Annotated in this window: 12 protein-coding genes; 3 read left to right on the top strand and 9 right to left on the bottom strand. The window is 68.5% G+C overall.

Annotated features, from left to right (window positions below):
• Window positions 1-142: 142 nt before the first annotated feature.
• Entirely contained in the window at window positions 143-1264 is a 1122-nt protein-coding gene (locus GobsT_RS07630; protein ID WP_010041817.1) for a LacI family DNA-binding transcriptional regulator, read from the top strand.
• Window positions 1265-1352: 88 nt separating this feature from the next.
• Here the strand turns inward: GobsT_RS07630 and GobsT_RS07625 are convergent, their stop codons facing one another.
• From GobsT_RS07625 to GobsT_RS07590, 9 genes are all read right to left on the bottom strand, one after another.
• Window positions 1353-2309 (bottom strand): sugar phosphate isomerase/epimerase family protein, encoded by a 957-nt coding sequence (locus GobsT_RS07625; RefSeq protein WP_010041819.1) that lies wholly within the window; start codon window positions 2307-2309, stop codon window positions 1353-1355.
• Window positions 2310-2501: 192 nt separating this feature from the next.
• The gene (locus GobsT_RS07620) at window positions 2502-3785 is read right to left on the bottom strand and encodes an MFS transporter (protein WP_010041821.1); all 1284 of its coding nucleotides are present in this window, start codon (window positions 3783-3785) and stop codon (window positions 2502-2504) included.
• A 143-nt stretch (window positions 3786-3928) separates the two neighbouring features.
• Window positions 3929-5434 (bottom strand): RNA polymerase sigma factor, encoded by a 1506-nt coding sequence (locus GobsT_RS07615; RefSeq protein ID WP_010041823.1) that lies wholly within the window; start codon window positions 5432-5434, stop codon window positions 3929-3931.
• A gap of 80 nt (window positions 5435-5514) precedes the next feature.
• The gene (locus GobsT_RS37595) at window positions 5515-6531 is read right to left on the bottom strand and encodes a hypothetical protein (RefSeq protein ID WP_029600970.1); all 1017 of its coding nucleotides are present in this window, start codon (window positions 6529-6531) and stop codon (window positions 5515-5517) included.
• A gap of 80 nt (window positions 6532-6611) precedes the next feature.
• A complete protein-coding gene (locus GobsT_RS07610; protein ID WP_010041826.1) occupies window positions 6612-8396 on the bottom strand; it encodes a sigma-70 family RNA polymerase sigma factor in 1785 nt (594 codons plus the stop codon).
• Window positions 8397-8531: 135 nt separating this feature from the next.
• On the bottom strand, window positions 8532-12092 hold the full coding sequence (locus GobsT_RS07605) for a caspase family protein (protein ID WP_010041830.1): 3561 nt from the start codon (window positions 12090-12092) through the stop codon (window positions 8532-8534).
• A 197-nt stretch (window positions 12093-12289) separates the two neighbouring features.
• A complete protein-coding gene (locus GobsT_RS07600) occupies window positions 12290-13156 on the bottom strand; it encodes a menaquinone biosynthesis family protein (RefSeq protein ID WP_010041833.1) in 867 nt (288 codons plus the stop codon).
• Window positions 13157-13202: 46 nt separating this feature from the next.
• Window positions 13203-13928: an amino acid ABC transporter ATP-binding protein gene (locus GobsT_RS07595; protein WP_010041837.1), complete on the bottom strand. Its 726-nt coding sequence runs from the start codon at window positions 13926-13928 to the stop codon at window positions 13203-13205.
• Window positions 13925-15475, bottom strand: coding sequence for an ABC transporter substrate-binding protein/permease (locus GobsT_RS07590; RefSeq protein WP_010041839.1), 1551 nt, complete (start codon window positions 15473-15475; stop codon window positions 13925-13927). The genes GobsT_RS07595 and GobsT_RS07590 overlap by 4 nt, the downstream gene beginning before the upstream one ends.
• Before the next feature lie 81 nt (window positions 15476-15556).
• Here GobsT_RS07590 and GobsT_RS07585 point away from each other — a divergent pair, with 81 nt between their 5' ends.
• A complete protein-coding gene (locus GobsT_RS07585) occupies window positions 15557-17182 on the top strand; it encodes a helicase-related protein (RefSeq protein ID WP_109571225.1) in 1626 nt (541 codons plus the stop codon).
• A gap of 50 nt (window positions 17183-17232) precedes the next feature.
• Entirely contained in the window at window positions 17233-18204 is a 972-nt protein-coding gene (locus GobsT_RS07580; protein WP_162542173.1) for an ATP-dependent helicase C-terminal domain-containing protein, read from the top strand.
• Window positions 18205-18223: the final 19 nt, after the last annotated feature.

Raw genomic sequence — 18223 nt, 5'->3', positions numbered from 1 at the left:
CGCTACCGCTGTTGCTGCCACGGTACTGTTGCGTATTCTTGTTAAAAATAATCCCGGGCAGTTACCGTTGCCGCGCCCCGCCGCCGCCGTTCGCACCGCCTCTGAATGGCACACCGCTTGGTAGTTTTCGACGGAGCCCAATGTGCCTCGGCCCGAACCGCCCGTTGACGAAGCGTCGCCGAAATACGTCCACCTCGCGGACCAACTCGCGGCCCGGCTGCGAGCGGGCGAGTGGAGCATTGGCAAGTTGCCCACCGTCCGCGACATCGCCGACACCTACGACGTTTCGTCGTTCACCGCTTCGCGGGCGCTCCAGTTGCTCCGCGACCGCGGGCTGGTGGTCACGCGCGACCGGTCCGGCTCGTACGCCGCCGAGCGGGGCGCGGACCCGGTGGTGCGATGGGCGGTGGTGATGCGGGTGTCGCCCGGGCCGTGGCAGAGCGCGTCGGAGGCCGTTGTTAGAGTAGGGTTCGAGCGCGTCGCGGGTCAGGGGGCGTTCGCGCTGCGGCCCCTCGCGGTCCCACCGACCGCGGGCGCCGCCGAGGTCGACCGGGCGGTCGCTGCGGTCGCGAAGGGCGGGACGACGGGCGTGTTCTTCCTGCCGTCGCGCGTGTCGGAGGGCGACTGCCGCCAGGACGAGTGGTTCCTGGCCGGGTGCCGCAAGCGCGGGCTCCCGGTGGTGCTGCTGGACCGCAACCTGCGCGGCGAGCGGCGCGGGCTGGAGTGCGACCTGGTGGCCTCGGACCACGCCGACGGGGGCCGCCGCTGCACCGAACACCTGCTCGCGCTGGGGCGCAAGCGGATCGCGTGCGTGGTGGCGTCCCCGACGAGCACGCACACGGACCGACTGGCCGGCTACCTGTCGGCACTTGAGAACGCCGGCCCGGGGCGCCCGCCGCTCGTGCTGCGAGTGCCCGAACGTTTAGAGGCCCGGGAGGCGTACCCGTGGGCCGCCGACGAACTCGTCCGGGCCGGGGCCGACGGGGCGATCTGCTACCAGGACTACGTCGCGGTCGGGGTGATTCTGGAGCTGTTCCGCCGCGGGCTCAACGTGCCGCGCGACGTGGCCGTTGTGGGCTGCGACGACCTGCCGATCGGCCAGAGCTTCGCGCTGGGGGTGTCGTCGTACACGTACCCGTCGGAAGAAATCGTGCGGACCGCACTGCGGGTGATGGAGAACCGGATTGCGTACCCCGGCGACCCGTTCGCCAAGGTGCTGCTGCCCGGCCGCCTCGTCGTGCGGGACAGCAGCGTCGTGGGATGAGCGAGGAACAAGGCAAAAGTCGAAAGTGAAAAGGCAAAAAGGAATCCCATTATCCTATTTTGCTTTTCACTTTCAACTTTTGCTTTGGTCACCCTGCGACGGCTTTCATTTTCGCCAGTCCGGTCTTCGCGACCGCGTGCGGGTCCTGCTTCCAGTAGTCGCGGTTGAACAGTTCCAGCGACACGAACCCGGTGTAGTTCATTTTCCGCAGCGCCGCGAACACGTCCTTCAGCGGCGCGATCCCGTCGCCAGGGTACACGCGGTCGGCGTCGTTGATCCGGTCGCGCCCGATCTTGGGGTAATCGTTGACGTGGAAGATCCCGATCGCCGAGGCCGAAAGGAGCGGCAGCCCGGCAAAATCCGATCCGCCCTTGTAGAGGTGGTACACGTCCGGCAGCACGCACCCGCGCGCGTCGCCGCACTCGATCGCGACCAATAGTGCCTCGCCGAGCCGCCGCATGGTCCGCGAGAACCCCCACACCTCGGCGACCGGGGTGACGCCCATCTTGGCCCCCACGTCGAGCAGCGCGCGGTAGCGGTCCGCCGCCGCGACCAGATCGATGACCGGTTGCGTGAACTTCGGGTCGTCGCGCTTGCTGCCCCCGCCGGTCGCGCCGACGGGCGGGGCGGCCACGCGCGGGCAGCCCAGTTCGGCGGCCCAGTCCATGTCGCGTTTGGCCTGCTCCAGTCCCCTCTTGCGGCGGTCGGCGTCCTCCACGATCCACTCGGCGAAGCCGATCAGGTCCGCGGTTTTCAGTCCGGCGTCCGCGACGCGCTTGCGCAACTCCTTCAGCGTGCCGCCGCCCTTCAGGTAGGCGTCGACTTCCGACACCCACGGCTCAAAAGCGTCGTACCCGGCCTTCGCGGCAATGTCGATGAGTTCGGTGATGGGACGCGACTTTCCGTCCTTGTCGCGAACGGTGCTGGTGTTCAGGCAGAACCCGAAGGACGATTTGGGCGCATCGGCGCGGGCCTCGGCGTGACGTGCGACGAGAGCGGCGGCGCCGCCGGCCAGCACCGCCCGGCGCGAAAGGTCGGTGGACATGGTTCGGGTCCTCGCGTGGTTTCGAGCGACGGCGCCCGCCGCCGGCGGCGGGCGTCCGGGCATGATGACGGCGCGATTTGTCGCCGTCTACTGGCGGGTCGTGAGGTGAGCCTTCGAGCCGGCGCCGTTCCGCGACACCGGCCGAGTCATTTTTGAGCGCAGAGCGTCCGACGAGCCACGCGAGCCAACGCGTTACGCCGGCGGGGTCACAGCTGTACCCGCGACTGCCGGCTCCTCGATCCGCCCCGGGCGGTCGCGGAACACCAACAGGAACACCCCCAGGCACACCATCACGCCGATGCTCGGCACCATCCAGAACTCGCTCCAGTTCACGGCCTTCGTTTCGGGATTCGTGTATTTGTCTTGGAGGATGCCGCACAGGAGGCTACCGAGCCACATCCCGACGCCATAGGTGAGGAAACTGAACAGCGCCTGCGCGCTGGCGCGGATGTCCTTCGGGGCCTTGTTGTCGCAGTGGATGAACCCGGCGGCGAAGAAGAAATCGAAACAGAATCCGTGCAGCGCGATGCCGACGATGGCCATCGCGAAGCCAACACCTTCGGGGCCGGCGTTGGTGAACAGGAAATACCGCAGCCCCCAACAGAACATACCCAGGGCCAGCACCCATTTCATTCCGAGCCGGATCAGGAACAGCGGGAGCAGCGGCAGGAAGACGGTCTCGCACACCTGTCCGATGCTCATCGTGCTCCCGATGTCCTTCACCCCGCACTGCTTCGCCAGGAAGTCCGACGTGGACGTGTAGTAAAACGCCAGCACCACCGTAATCGCCAGCGACACGATGAAGAACGCAGCGAACGAGAAATCCTTGAACAGTCCGATGGCGCGGACGAACGGAACGCCCTTCGCCTCACCCTTTGGCGGCGTGTGGGGCAAGAAGAAGCTGTACACGCCCAGCGCCGCCGACAACCCCGCGGCCATCAGCAGCGGGCCATTGGTAGCGGCCGCCGTTTTGCCTTCGGACTTGAACAAGAAATCGATCGCGAACCCGGCCCCGATCCAGCCCAGCGTGCCGAGCACACGGATGCCGGGGAAATCGCGCTGCCCGTCCGGCACGTGCTCGAACGTGATCGAGTTCGCCAGCACCAGCGTCGGGTTGTACAGCAGCGCGTACACGAAGGTGAGCGCGAACAGCGTGCCGTACTGGTTCGTGTCCTGGGTTTGGGCGATCAGGTACAGCACCCCCGCGCCCGCAAGGTGACAGATCGCCATTAGCTTCTCACTGGCCAACAGCCGATCCGCAATATAGCCGGCGAAGATGGTTGAGAAGATGGCACCGAGCGCCATGTTGCCGATCAGCGCCCCGGCCTGGCTGCTCGTGAAGTTCAGCCCGAGGAGGTACGGGAAGAACACGACGAACCACGCCCCCCAAACCGCGAACTGGAGGAACATCATCACGGACAGATTGATTCGCAGCGGGAGCGAGAGCGGGGGCGCAGCGGACTGAGCGGCGGACATGTCGGCTCCGGGTGGGAAACGTTCGGCGAGGGAATGTCGCTGAATGTAAACCCCGGTGTGTGCGATGGCAACTGAGAACAGCGGGCCGCGGGCAGAAGGCGGCGGGCGGCGCGCCAAACGACCGCCACCGCCCTCTTTTCTGCTCACTCCTTTGCGGGTTCGGTGGGCGGCTCCTGAGCGGGGGCCGTGATGCGGTGCTTCAATGCGCCACGGGCGAGCGGATCGAACACGCGAACGGTTCCCTTCCGCCACAACTCATCGATGAGCGCGTCACGCTCAGTTTCGCGTCTCTCGCGCGTCACGCCGTCACCCTTCAGGCGCGCCTTCACCACGCTCGCGACGTACTGGTCGGCCATGAACTGGCGTTCCATCTGGCGGCGGATCACCTGCACCGTTAATCCTTGCGTGCGAAGCCGCGCAACGAACTCCTCGTCCGACTTCGCCCCGGTCCTGTCACGAAGCGCACGCAACTGCCGGTCAGTGGACGGTCCGGCTACTTCTTGAATTTCGTCGAGCACGACCAACTTGTTGGCCTTCTTCAGCCGCGTGTGCATCTCGTCCAGGATGAGTTCCCGCTCGATCGCCTTGCGGAGTGCCTGTGCGGGCAGATCGTTGTGCCACGCGGTCCCCGCGGGCGCGCCGAGTGCCGCGGCCAGCGCCTCCGCCCCCCTCGCTCCGGGCATCAGGTACAGGACGCCGCGAACGTCGTGGTTGGTAATGACGCGGCTCTCACCAACCCGGGCAACGATCTCGACTGAAGGAATCGCATCCGCGGGTGCCGCTGGTCCCGATTGTTCTCGTGTCGTTTCCGCGTGTGCCGCTCTGGCGATCGGTACGGACAACGCGGGCGTATTCCAGGCTCCGAGGCTGGTGAGCGTGGCGCACGTGGCCACCACCGCCAGGGCCAACTTCCATTTCGCCATCATCGCCTTTGTGACCTCCTCCGTGAGGGACAACACCGCCGCCGGCACCACACCCGACGAGCGTCCCAGCGCCGCCACCGCGTGGCGCACCGTCGCACCCGCCAGACCCGACGGCACCGCCACGCCCAACCCGCCGGCCACCGGCACCACGCCGCGACGCGACAGCCGCTCGCGCAGCAGCTTGCGCCCCCGCGCCAGGCGGCTCGACAGCGTCCCCTCCGCCACGCCCAACTCCCGAGCCGCCGCACGCCGGCTCAGCCCCTGCACCTCGCACAGCACCAGCGGCTCACGGTACCGCGCTGGCAAGCCCGACAGCTCCTCGTCCACCACCGCGCCGGCGTCGTCCGGGTCCGACGCCGGCGCCACCGGCTCCACCATCGGAACCTCCCCACGCTCTCGCGACACGCGACGCGACCGACGCGCGCGCACCTTCCGCGACACCCGCAGCGCCACCCCGTACAACCACGGCCCCAAGCCCGCACGCCACGGCGTCGAACTGGCGCGGCGCACCAGCACCAGGAACGTCGCCTGGAACGCGTCCTCCGCGTCCGGCGTGGGACCGAGCGCCCGCCGGCACACGCCCAGTACCGACGGCCCGTGCCGCCGCACCAGCTCCGCGAACGCGCCCTCGTCCGAGTCGATCACGAACGCGCGCACCAGGGCTGCGTCCGTGCGATCGTCCGGAGCGATCAAATGCGACACCGCGTGAAGAACCGAAACCGGCATACTCTGCTCCCGTGCCGCCGAAGCAACAACGCAATCGAGATTCCCAACACGGACGGGAAGCCGCACCACCCGCCGCACGGTCACTTCTTCGCCGGATCGATCTTCGGGAACGTCAAATGATACCGCGGGGCAGCCTCTTTCATGATCTCTTTCGACAGCCTTCGGAACTCCTTGTCTACTTTTGCGCCCGTGACATCGTCCGCGAGTGCCGCTTTCTCCTTCTCGAACGATTTCGTTCGGTCCGCCGGAATGATCCGGTCGCATTTGAGCGCGATGAATCCCCGCTCCCCTTCAATCTCAACGGGAATCAAGGGACTCACCTCGCCCGGTCGGAGTTTCGCCGCGGCCGCATGCGCGGCCTGTTCCGCCGGGTGGCCCTCAAACGGCTGCGCCCGGGGAATCGGCTCGCCGCGTCCGTCGGTCGCGATACCCGATCGCGGCTGTCCGGCCTGAGTGCAGCGGCGAGCGTGGGCGTCGAACTCCTTCTCGCTGCTGCACACCTTCTCGTAAGCCGCACGGGCCTCTTTTTCGTCACCCCAGATGATGATGCGGCAGTCGAGTTTCTCGCCGTACCGCACGTCGAACGCTTGGCGTAGCTCCGCTTCGGTCGGAGGTGCGGCTTTGGCTTTTGCGAGCCGTGAGAGCATGATGATTGGGACGTTTACGTCCTCGTGCCACTCGTCGATCGTCTTTCCCTGGCTCTTCAAGATATCCGCTCCCAACTGCTCCCGTGACATCTTGAGTGCGGCGGCGGTGCGGTCGAGTTGCTCCTGGATTTCCTCGGGCGACAGTTTGAGCCCCTGGCGAGCGAACACGGTGCTCACGATTTGTCGGTACACGAACCCCTTTAGCTCCTTCGGCCCGTACCGGCGGATGAGGTGATCGGCGAACTGCTCGCGGGTCACCGCCACGTCACCGAAGATCGTGGCCACCGGCTCCGCACCCGCCTTACCCGTCGGCAGCGGTGCAGTCGGCCCCGCGCTTGCCTTGTCCGCCAGCCCGGCGGGAGGTTGGGCCGGTGTGCGCCACGCGCCCGCTCCGGTGAGTACGACGCACGCCGTGAGTACCACCAAGGCGGGTTTCTGTCTCGTAATCATCGCTCTCGACCTCTTCCGTGAGGGACCGAAATGCGGCCGGAACATCCGGCCGCACGGACCGATGGGGTAACGACGTGCCGTTACTTCTTCGCCGGATCGGGCTTCGGGAGCGACTCGCGCTCCGGGAACGTGAGGTGGTATTTCGGGGCGGCCTGCTGCATCAGCTCGTTACGGAACCTCGGGAATTCGTTCACGACCTTCGCGTCGAGCGCCTCAAGCATCAGGGCCGCCTTCTCCTTCTCGAACGACTTCGTTTTGTCCGCCGGGATCACCCGGTCACACTTAACGACCATGAATCCGAACGAGCCAGGCTCGATCCGAAGAAGTGGGCTCACGTCCCCGCGCTGCAAGTTCTTGACGGCGGCGTGATGGACTTGTTCTTCCTCTTTGAGCGGCTGAGCGCGCGGGATCGGCGCGACGCGGCCGTCGGCGGCCACGCCGGTTCGCGGTTGGCCCGCCACCGCGGACCGACGGGCGTGGGCGTCAAACTCCTTCTCGCTGCCACGCACCTTTTCGTATGCCTTTTGAGCTTCGTCTTCGTTTGTCCAGATGATGACGCGGCAGTCGAGCTTCTCGCCGTACCGCACGTCGAACGCTTGGCGCAGTTCGGCTTCGGTCGGGGGCGCCACTTTGGCCTTACACATGTGCGCCAGCATCACGCGGGGGAGGTTGACATCCTCGTTCCACTCCGCGAGCGTAAAGCCCTGGCTCTGTACCGCCTGAGCGAGTTGCTCGCGGCTCATCCGAGACGCCGTGCAGATCTCGTTCAGCGCCGCCTCGGGGTCGGCCGGGGCCAGCGCGAGCCCCTTGCGGGCGAACGCATGCGCGATGACCTGCTTGTTCACGAACCGTTCCAGCTCTTTCTGCCCGTACCGACGAATGAGGTGTTCGGTAAACTGCTCGCGCGTAACGGCCACATCGCCGAAAATAGTGGCGACCCGCTCCGCACCGTCCTCGGCCTTCGCCCGCTCAGGGGCGGGTTGCTTGGCCGGCGGAGCCGACTTCTTCTCGTCGGCTCGTGCCACTGCGGCCGAAACGTTACTGACCGGCACGGGATGCGCCGATGTGTTCCACGCGCCGAGGGTGGTGAGTGTGGCGCAGGTGGCCACCGCCGCCAGCGCCAGTTTCCATTTCGCGATCATGGTTTTCGTGACCTCTTCCGTGAGAGACAGAATTGCGACCGGAACGGCCCCCGCCGCCCGCGCCAGTGCGTGGGTCGCGTGCCGCACGGTGGCCCCGGCCAGCCCCGCCGGCACAGCGACCGCCAGCCCACCGGCCGCGGGCGCGACCCCGCGCCGCGCGAGCCGCTCGCGCAGCAGCTTGCGCCCGCGGGCGAGGCGGCTGGAGAGCGTGCCCTCGGCGAGCCCCAGCTCGCGGGCCGCGTCCCGGCGGCTCGCGCCCCGGATCTCGCACAGCACCAGCGGCGCCCGGTACCGCGCCGGCAGCGCGGCCAGCTCCTCGTCCAGAACGGCGACCGCGTCGTCGGGCTCGGCGGGCGGGGTCGCAGGTTCGGTCATCGGGCGCTCCGGCCGTTCGTGGGTGCGGCGCTTCACACGGGCCGCACGGGCCTTGCGGGCGACCTTGAGCGCGACGCCGTACAGCCACGGGCCGAGCGCGTCGCGCCACTCGGTCGAGCGGGCGCGGCGCACCAGCACCAGGAACGTCGCCTGGAACGCGTCTTCCGCGTCCGGCGTCGCGCCCAATGCGCGGCGGCACACGCCCAGCACCGTCGGCCCGTGCCGCCGCACCAGCTCCGCGAACGCGCCCTCGTCCGAGCCGGTCAGGAACGCCCGCACCAGGCCCGCGTCCGTGCGTGGATCGGGCGCGGTCAGCCGCGCCACGGCGTGGAGAACAGAACCCGGCATCGTGCGCCTCCGTGCGACCGGCCGCACCGGTCAGAAAGGTATTGCCGCGCGACCGGCGGCGCGTCCCGGTTGCGCCCGAAAAAACAAAAACGCCGCGCGGAACGTCCGCGCGGCGTTGATCGGGCGCCGTTCCGGTCACGGAGCGGCCTGTTTCCCGGGCTTGGCGATCACGAACGGTTTCACCGCCGACGGGCGCCCCAGGGTCGGGTTCTGCAGCCCGCCGCTCAACTGGCGCACCCGCGCCGTCGCGTACATGTCCAGTTCGTGGATGTAAATGACCCCGTCGCCGTCCACGTCCGCGTGCCCGCTCAGCCCCTCCACCAGCCCCAGCGTGAAGAACCCGGCCTTGCAGATCTTGCTCTCGGCCGCGTACTCCCGGCCCAGCGACGCGCACATCACGATCACCCCGGAGTCCTCGGCGGTCAGGTCGCGGACCAGCGAGTCCGCCTGCGGCGGGCCGTCCTTCTCGGCCACCGAGCCCGAGTGGCACGCGTCCAGGATCGCGACCAGCCGCCCCGGCATGTCCTCCAGCCGCTTCTTGAACTCGTCGCCGGACAGCGCCCACTCGCTCTCGTCGGCGGTCGGGTCGGACTCGATGAACGGGACCAGGTAGAAGCGACCGAACAGGTCCCGGGAGCCGTGCCCGGAAAAGGACACGATGCCCACGTCCTGCGGGGTCATCTTCGACTTGAGCCACGTCAGCCCGTCGCGGATGCCCTGGCGGCTAGCGGCCTTGTCCGTCAGTACCTTCACCTCGATCTTGTCGAAGGTGCCCCGGGACTTCTCCTGAAACGCTTTGGCCAGCATTTCGGCGTCGGTGGCGCTGTAGTTGAGTTTCAGCTTGCCGGGGTACGCCGCCACGCCCATCGTGAGCACGTACAGGTTCGGCTTCGGGACCTCGCCGTCGCGCAGCACCTGCCCGACCTTCGACATACCCTTGCTGACGGGCGAGTCGGCGATCACCGCGACCGTGTGCGGGCCGGGCGCCAGCGGCACCTCCCACGTCGCCTCCGCGGTCGGCTGCGGGTTCTCGAACCGCTTCACGCCGGCCGCGCCGTTGAACGGGCGCCCGTCCACCAGGAGCCGCATGGCCGTGACCGGGTGCTTCGCGCTCGGGCTGCTGGCCGTGGCCCGCACGGTGAGCGTCCCCTTGGCCTTGTCCATTTTCAGCTCGCGGCCCTCCGTGAAGTCGGCGAGGGTGACCTCGGGCGGGAGCACCTCCGCCACGTTCGTGGTCTGGATCAGGGCCTTGTCGTACTTTTGGGCCATCGCCAGCGCCCTGCTCAGGTCGCCGGCCGGGATCAGGTACTTGAGCACCGCGGGCTGGTACATGGTGGGGCGGAACCGCCCGGCCGGGTGGACCTGCGGGAACTTCACGTTGCCGGCGTTGATCTGCCAGGCGATGAGCTGCTCGCCCTGGGGCGAGCACGCGTAGAACCCCTGCGGGGTCCAGGCGATCCACTCGCGCCCGGCCACGAAGATGGACAGCACCGGCTCCTCGCGGTTCCGCTGCCAGATGCGGATCGTCTGGTCGGCCGACCCGGTGGCGAAGTACCGGCTGTCCGGGGACGGTGTGACGCTCAGCACGTGGCTGGTGTGCCCCACGAACTGCTGGCTCACGTCGAAGCTGATCGGGCTGATCAGGTACAGGCTCTCGACCCCGCCGACCAGGATCGCGTTCCCCTTCGGCAGCACGCTGGCCGAGTAGATCGGCTCGCCGCCCGGGAGCCGTGCCAGCACCGGGTCGCGCCCGGTCGTTTTGACCATGAACACGCGCTGCCGGTAGTCGAGCGTCACGTGCTCGTCGCTGTTCACCGTCTGCGTGTACTTCGACGGGTCGGGCGGGCTGCCCAGGCCGAACTCGTCGAGCCGGAACGTGTGCTCCAGCGGGCCGACGTTGGCCTCGTTCCGCTCGTTGCGGGTGCCCCACGCGATCGACTTGCCGTCCTTCGCCCATGCGACCGCCCACACCCCGTGTCCGGTGCCGATCAGCCGGTGCTGCACGGCGCCGTCGTCCGCCTGCCAGACGAACGTCTCGTGCTGGTTGCCGCCGCTCGACACGACCCGGCGGCCGTCGACCGACACGTCCACCGCGCTGACCCGGTTGCTGTGGCCGGGGACCGTCACCCGCGGGCCCCCGCTGTAGGCCGAGACCAACCCGGTCCAGCCCCGGCCGTTGGCCGCCCCGCCGACGGCCAGTTCCTGGTCGCCGGGCGCGAACAGCACCTGCGACACCGCCACGGGCCGCTTCTCCACCAGGACCGGCGGCAGCTCGCGGATCAGCCGCCCCTGGCTCGAGACGATCAGGATCTGGCCGGTGGTGGTGCCCAGGGCCAGCGCCTGCCCGTCGTTGCTCCAGGCCAGGCAGGACGGCGTCACCCCGCCGATGCTGACGAGCGTGGTCAGGTTCTGCGCGAAGTCCCAGATCTTGACCGTCCGGTCCGTGCCGAGGCTGGCCAGGACGTTCACCCGCGGGTTCGGGTTGTACCGCACCTCGACGATCCCGCCGCGGTGCGGCACGGTGCGCCCCAGCTCGCGCCCGCTGGACACGTCCATCAGTTGCAGCACCCCGTCGTCGCCGCCGACCGCCAGCCGGTTGCCGTCGTTCGAGAAGTGCAGCGCGCCGACCGCGTCGCCGCTGCCGGCGTCCATCCGGGTGAGCTGGTTGCCCGTTTCGGGCGAGATGACGTAGATCGGCACCCGGCCGCTCGACACCCCGGCCAGCTTGTGCCCGGCCACCGCCAGCCGCTTCCCCGAGCGCGAGATGGCCGCCGCCTGGAGCGAGCCCTCCTTGCCCGGGCCGGCGGGGAACCGGATCGTCTTGACGGTCTCGTTGGACACCGGGTCCCAGAACCGCACCGCCTTATCCTCGCCGACGGTGATGACGCGGTCCCCCTTGGGGGTGAAGAACACCTTGCCGACGATGCCCGTGTGCCCGCCGGCGTCGAGCGTGAGCAGCGGCCGCCCGCCGCTCTTGGGGGGCGACGCGAGCGCGGGCAGCGCTCCCTCGGGTTTGAAGTTCTGTGCCCGCACGAACGGGTCCTCGTCCGGCGCCAGCGGCGGGACCGCGGGCGCCACCACCAGCGGCTTGGTGGCCGGCACCATCGACCCGTTGACACGGACCTTCGGCGGCGGCGGGAGCATGGTGGCCAGTTCCGCGTCCTCCGGGTTTTCTTTCTTTTTCGGAGGCGGGCTCGTGCCCGGGTTCGGGGTGTTACCCTGTTTGGGCGGAACACTCGGGTTCGGCTTGGGTGCGGGGGTGGCGCTCGGTGTGCCCGGCTGCGGGGCAACCGGTTTCGGGCCGCCCGGCGGTTGGGTCGCAATTTGTGGGGTGTCGGTGTTCTGTACGGTCTTGTCCTTGGTCCGCGTGGCCGCGTAGACCAGGAGCCCCAGACCGAGCACGAGAATGAGGCCGGCCCCGGCGCCGGCGACGATCAGCTTCTGGTTCCCGCCGCTCTCAGCCTCGGCCGGCTTCTTTTTCTTCTTTTTGGGCGCGACGTTCGTGGAGCCGGCCTTCGCGCCGCTCTTGGCCTTCTCCTTGGTGCCCGCCTTTGCCGGGGGGGGCTCGTCGGACTCGAGTGCGACCGCGAACTCGTGGCCGCACTTCAGGCAGGTGACCTCGTGGTCCCCATCGCCCTCGACGGTGAGGCGCAGGTTCGCGCCGCACTCCGGGCAGGCGGTTTTCAAAACGGGCATCAGTTCACCTGGGCTTGGCGACAAGCGGCGGCGCATGCGGGAGAGTCGCGCAAATGGATGTTGAGTAGATGCTGAAGGAGCCGCGAGCGTCCGTCAAGTGAAAACGGTTTGAGGGTGGGCCGGCAGCCGACCGGAACCAACGCGCCAAAGCTCGCGGCCGTTGGCCCGGCGCCAGAAGTGCGGGCGGGCGGAACCGGTTACTCCACGAACTCCAGTTCCACCGGGCTCGGGATGACGCCGGCGCGGTGCGCCTCGCCGAGCAGCTTGCGGATCGCCGCCCGGCCGCGCTCGCCGTAGTCGAGCGTCCATTCGTTCACATACATGCCGACGAACTTGTCCGCAAGCCCCACGTCCATGTCGCGGGCGTACGTGAGGGCGTACTGGAGCGCCTCTTCGCGGTGGTCGAGCGCGTACTGGATGCTCTGCTTGATGAGCCGGCTCACCTCGCGCATCGTTTCGGCGCCGAGGTCCTTGCGGACGACGTTCCCGCCCAGCGGCAGGGGCAACCCGGTGCGCTCGTGCCACCACACGCCGAGATCGGTAACGAGGTGCAGGCCCTGGTTCTGGAACGTGAGCTGGCCCTCGTGGATGATGAGGCCGGCGTCGTACTTACCGGACGCCACGGCGGGAATGATCTCGTCGAACGGGACCACGTCGTAAGTGAGTTTGTCCTGCGCCCCGATCGACTCGAACAGCAGTTTGAGCGTGAGGAACGCGGTGGTGAGCGTGCCCGGAACGGCGAGCTTCAGGTCCGGCAGGTGCTCCACCTTGAGCGGCTTGCGGGCGACGACCATCGGGCCGTACTTGTCGCCCATGCTGCACCCGGTGGGCAGCAGCGCGTACTTGTCGAGCAGGTAGCTGTACGCGTGGAGGCTGACCGCGGTCACCTCAAGCTCGCCGGTGAGCGCCCGGCGGTTGAGCGTCTCGATGTCCACCAGCTCGTGAACGAACTTCAGGTCGCCGGTCGGGATCTTGTCGTTGGCGAGCGCGTGGAACATGAACGCGTCGTCCGGGTCCGGGCTGTGCCCGACGCGGATCAGTCGCTGTGCGGTCGTAGCGGACATATCGATTTCCTTCTGACACCTGTTGTTTCGGGCGCTACGGGTTTCGCTATTCCAGCGCCGCGGCGGGGCCGCCCGGGGCGAACGCTTCGGCCGCCGGGCCGGAGTGGACCACCCGGCCCTTTTCGAGCACGTGAACCACGTCGGCGATCCGCTTCACGGCCGGGATGTCGTGCGACACGATGACCATCGCCACCTGCAACTGCTCGTCGCCGGCGAGGTCGTCGATCACGCGCATCACCTCGGCGGCCATCCGCGGGTCGAGGGCGCTGGTCGGCTCGTCGAACAGGATCGCCGCGGGGTTAACCGCAAGCGCCCGCGCGATCGCAACGCGCTGCTGCTGCCCGCCCGACAGCTGGCCCGGGCGGGCGTCGTGCTTGTCGGACAGCCCGACGCGGTCGAGCCACTTCTTCGCGGCCGCTTCCGCCTCGTCTTTCGCCCGACCGAGCGCGTGAACCGGGCCGCTCATGACGTTCTTCAGCACCGTCATGTGCGGGAACAGGTTGAACTGTTGGAACACCATCCCGACCGTGCGGCGCAGTTGCAGGAGCGTGTCACGCGGGGGCGTTTCGCCGCCCCGAAGCGCGAAGGCCCCGACGGCGATCTCGCCCTCCTGGAACTCCTCCAGCCCGTTGATGCAGCGGAGCAGCGTGCTCTTCCCCCCGCCGGACGGACCAACGAGGGCGGCCACCTGCCCTTTTTGCACCTCGATCGAGGCGCCGTCGAGCACGCGCGTGTCGCCCCGGAACTTCGTGACGTTGGTGGCTCGGATCACCGGCTCCCTCCGCTCGCGGTCCCGAGGCGCCGTTCGAGAAACCCGGCCAGCACCGCGAGCGGGTAGCTCATGAGCAAGTACAGCCCGGCCGTCAAGAACGCCAACTGGAAGATGTACTCGCGGTTGAAATTGTACAGCTCGTTGTACTTGCGCGTTAGCTCCACGATGAGGATCACCGAACAGACGGAGGTGTCCTTGAACAGCGCGATGAAGTCGTTGGTGACGGGGGGGATCACGATCCGTGCCGCCTGCGGTACGATCACCACGCGCAGCGCCGTCAGCGGGCTCATCCCGAGCGCGAGGGCGGCTTCCATCTGCCCGCGTGGCACCGCGAGCAACCCCGCCCGGTAGTTCTCGGCCTCGTACGCCGAGTAGTTGATCGCCAGCCCGAGAACGCCGAACAGGATCGGTTCGTTCGGGAGCGTGATCCCCAAATACTTCGAAACGAGCAGGGGGAGCAGGTAGAACACGAAGTACAGTTGTAACAGGAGCGGCGTGCCGCGCAGCACCTCGACGTACACCCCGAGCGGGACTCGAAGGGGCCACGGACCGTACACGCGGCCGAGCGCCACTAGCACCCCGACCAGCATCGCAAGCGGGAACGACGTGACCGCCAGGAACACGGTCATGCGTGCCGCCCGAAGCAGCTCCGAGAGCAACTTTCCCCAATCCGCTTTGCCCGTTTCAGTCGCCGTGCCGGCTTCTTCGTCCGGCAGGAACGGTGGCGGCCACGGCTGTTCGGTCCAGTACCGCAGCCGTTCCTGGTCCTCGTTCCACAGGCCGTACTTCTCGTAGATCGATTTGAGCGTCCCGTCCTTGATGCCTTTGTTGATGGCCGCGTTGAGCCGCTCGCGCAATTCGTTGTCTTCGCGGCGCGTCAGGATGACGTAGAACCCGGGCTTACGCGGCTCATCGGCCAGCATCAGGCCCTTGCCGTGCTTCACGTAATACAGCGCGGCCGGTGTGTCCTGGACGGTCGCGTCGAGCCGCTTTTGCTCGACCAGCCCGACGACGGTCGCGACGTCCGGGTTGATGGCCAACTCGATCCGGTCCCCGAACCGCTTGCTCTTCAGGTAGCTGTGCGCCACCGAGCCGCCGAGCACGCCGACCGAACGCTTACCCCCGCCGTCGTTCTCGCGGCCGAGGTCGGCCCAGCCCGCGATGGTGTTGGCGTTGTCTTTGTGGACTACAAGTGCGAGCTTGTAGACGTAGTACGGTACCGTGGACGGGTAGTCCTTTTCGAGGTCCTCGCGCAGCTCGTAGCCGTTGAGGACGATGTCGATGCCGTTCTCGGCCGGCGGCTTGCCGAGCAGCTCGGGCAGCTTGTCCCAGTCCCCGGGCACCATTTTGCTGGTCCGCCCCAGCTCCCTCGCCAAATAATCGGCGAGTTCCACCTCGAACCCTACGAACGCGTCGCCTTCCTTGTAAACGAACGGCGCGCCGCCGGTCGGATCGGTGCCCCACCGCAGCCCCTTCTTGTCCTGCCCGAAGGCAGGCGGAGCGAGGGCCAGCGCCGCGACGGCGGCGAGCAGCCAGCGACGGTTCACCTGTGGCGCGCTCCTGGGATAACGGGTACCGATGCTCAGTGTATGTGGCGCCCCGCGGCGCGGGGCTGCTAAACTTTGGGTATGCCGAAGGACCGACTCCCCATTGATGACGCGCTCCCGGAACTGCTCGCCGCGCTGCGAGCGAGCGGGGCCGCGGTGCTCCGCGCCCCGACCGGCGCCGGTAAGACCACCCGCGTGCCCCCCGCCCTCATCGACAGCGGACTCGCCGGGAACGGACTCGTGCTCATGCTCGAGCCGCGCCGGGTGGCGGCCCGCGCCGCCGCCCGGCGCATGGCGCTCGAAGACAACTCGCCCCTCGGCGACACGTTCGGCTATCAGGTTCGGTTCGACAAGAAGTCCTCCGCCCGGACGCGGGTGCTCGTCGTGACGCCGGGGGTGCTGCTGCGCCGGCTGCACGACGACCCGTTCCTGGACGGTGTCGCGGGCGTCGTGTTCGACGAGTTCCACGAGCGCGGGCTCGAAGCCGACCTCGCGTTCGGCATGGCGCGACTCATCCGCGAGAACGTCCGGCCCGAGCTGAATGTCGTGGTGATGTCCGCGACGGTCGACCCGTCGGCGGTATCGGCGTACCTCGGCGGCTGCCCCGTGGTGGACAGCCAGGGGCGCACGTTTCCCGTGGAGGTGCGCTACCGGGCGCGCCGGAGCGACACGCCGGTACACACAGCAGTGGCGGACGCGGTTCGCGACCTGCTCGGCACCCAGAGCGGCGATGTGCTCGCGTTCCTGCCGGGGCTGCGTGAGATCCGCCAAACCGCCGACGAACTGGACTCCTTCGCCCGCGAGAGCGGTGCCCTTGTACTGCCCCTCCACGGCGACCTCCCGCCCGAGCAACAGGACCGCGCACTTCAGAAGCTCGACCGGCGGAAGGTGGTGCTCGCGACCAACGTCGCGGAGACATCGGTCACGGTAGACGGTGTGACCGCGGTGGTCGATTCCGGGCTGGCCCGGGTCATGGAGTTCGAGCCGTCGGTAGGCATGGACCGGTTGCGGCTGGTGCCGATCGCCCGCGCGTCGGCGGACCAGCGGACCGGGCGCGCCGGGCGCACCGCGCCGGGCGTGTGCGTGCGGCTGTGGGACGAGCCCGGTCACCGCGCGCGACCCGAACAGGCCGCGCCGGAAATCAAACGAGTGGACCTGTGCGGCGCGGTGCTCCAGCTCGCCGCGCTGGGCGAACCGGACGTGCGCAAGTTCCCGTGGCTCGACGCACCGACCGAAGAGGCCGTCGAGCAGTCGCTGAAGCTGCTCGACCAGCTCGGGCTGTTCGTCAACGGCGCCCTTACTCCTCTGGGCGAAATCGCGGCGGGGCTTCCGGTTCACCCGCGGCTCGGGCGGTTGCTGCTCGAAGGTCAGCGGCTCGGGTGCGCGCCGCGGGCGGCACTCGCGGCGGCGCTGCTCTCGGAGCGCGACCCGTTCCTGCGCGAGTTCGACTCGGGACCGCCGGTACGGACCGCGCCGCCGACCGTGTCCGACGTGCTCGATCGCGTGGAAGCCCTGGAAGCGTTCGAGGCCCGGGGCCGGCTCGATGGCCCGCTTGGCCGGTTGCACCGCGGCGGCGCTTACGCGGTGCTGGAGGTGCGTGATCAGCTCGCGCGGCTGGTCGGGAAAGGCCCCCCCCCCCCAACCCCCTCCCTTCAGGGAGGGGGAGAGAAGGCATTTCCGGAACGTCTCGCGAATCGAGTTTGCTGAGCGGAGTGTCCAAACTCCCCCTCCCTTCAGGGAGGGGGCCGGGGGGTGGGTTGCCTTCATCCGACGACGCCCTCCTTCAGTGCGTGTTCGCGGCGTACCCGGATCGCCTGGCGCGGCGGCGCGAGCCCGGCAGCACCAAAGCGGTCACCGTCGGCGGGCGCGGAGTGCGGCTCGCCCCCGCGTCGGGGGTGTCGGAACCCGAACTGTTCGTGTGTGTCGATGTGGACGCCGGCGGGACGGATTCGTTCGTCCGGCAGGCCTCCGGCGTGGAACGCGAGTGGCTGCCCGCAGAGCGGGTTTCCACGCGCATCGAGATCACCTTCGACGAGAAGACCGAGCGGCTCGCGGCCCGCAAGGCGACTCGCTTCGGCGACCTCCTGCTGGACGAACTCAACGCACACATTGCGGACGAAAGCGAAGCCGCGAGCGTGCTCGCCCGCGCGGCCGCGGAAAGATTGGAAAAGGTGCTACCGGCGCCCGATTCTCCGGCCGGCGCATTCCGAACCCGCGTGCGGTGCCTGCGCGAATGGGTGCCGGAGCTGGATCTCCCGGCGTTCGAAGCGGCCGACCTGCGTGAGGCCCTGGAAGCGCTGTGCCGTAACCGGCGGTCGCTCGCGGACGTGCGGAACGGCCCGTGGCTCGACTTCCTCAGGGGGTGCCTAACCTACCAGCAGCTCCAGGCGGTGGAAAGCGAGGCCCCGGGACACCTGGAAGTCCCGAGCGGTAGCCACATTCAGCTCGTGTACGAAGAGGGCCGCCCGCCAATACTGGCGGCACGGATTCAGGAGATGTTCGGGCTGACCGAAACGCCCACCGTCGGGCGCGGGCGCAGAAAGGTGCTGCTGCACCTGCTCGCCCCCAACTACAGACCGCAGCAGGTGACCGAAGACCTCGCGAGCTTCTGGCGGAACGGCTACCCGATCGTGCGGAAGGAGCTCCGCGCCCGCTACCCGAAGCACAGTTGGCCCGACGACCCGCTCACCGCGGAAGCCGTGCGCGGGGCGAAGAGAAGACAAGGATGAGCCGCAACTCATCCTGCGG

The organism is Gemmata obscuriglobus, from assembly GCF_008065095.1.
Classification (GTDB): Bacteria; Planctomycetota; Planctomycetia; order Gemmatales; family Gemmataceae; genus Gemmata; species Gemmata obscuriglobus.
This window is presented reverse-complemented; position numbering and strand designations above follow the sequence as displayed.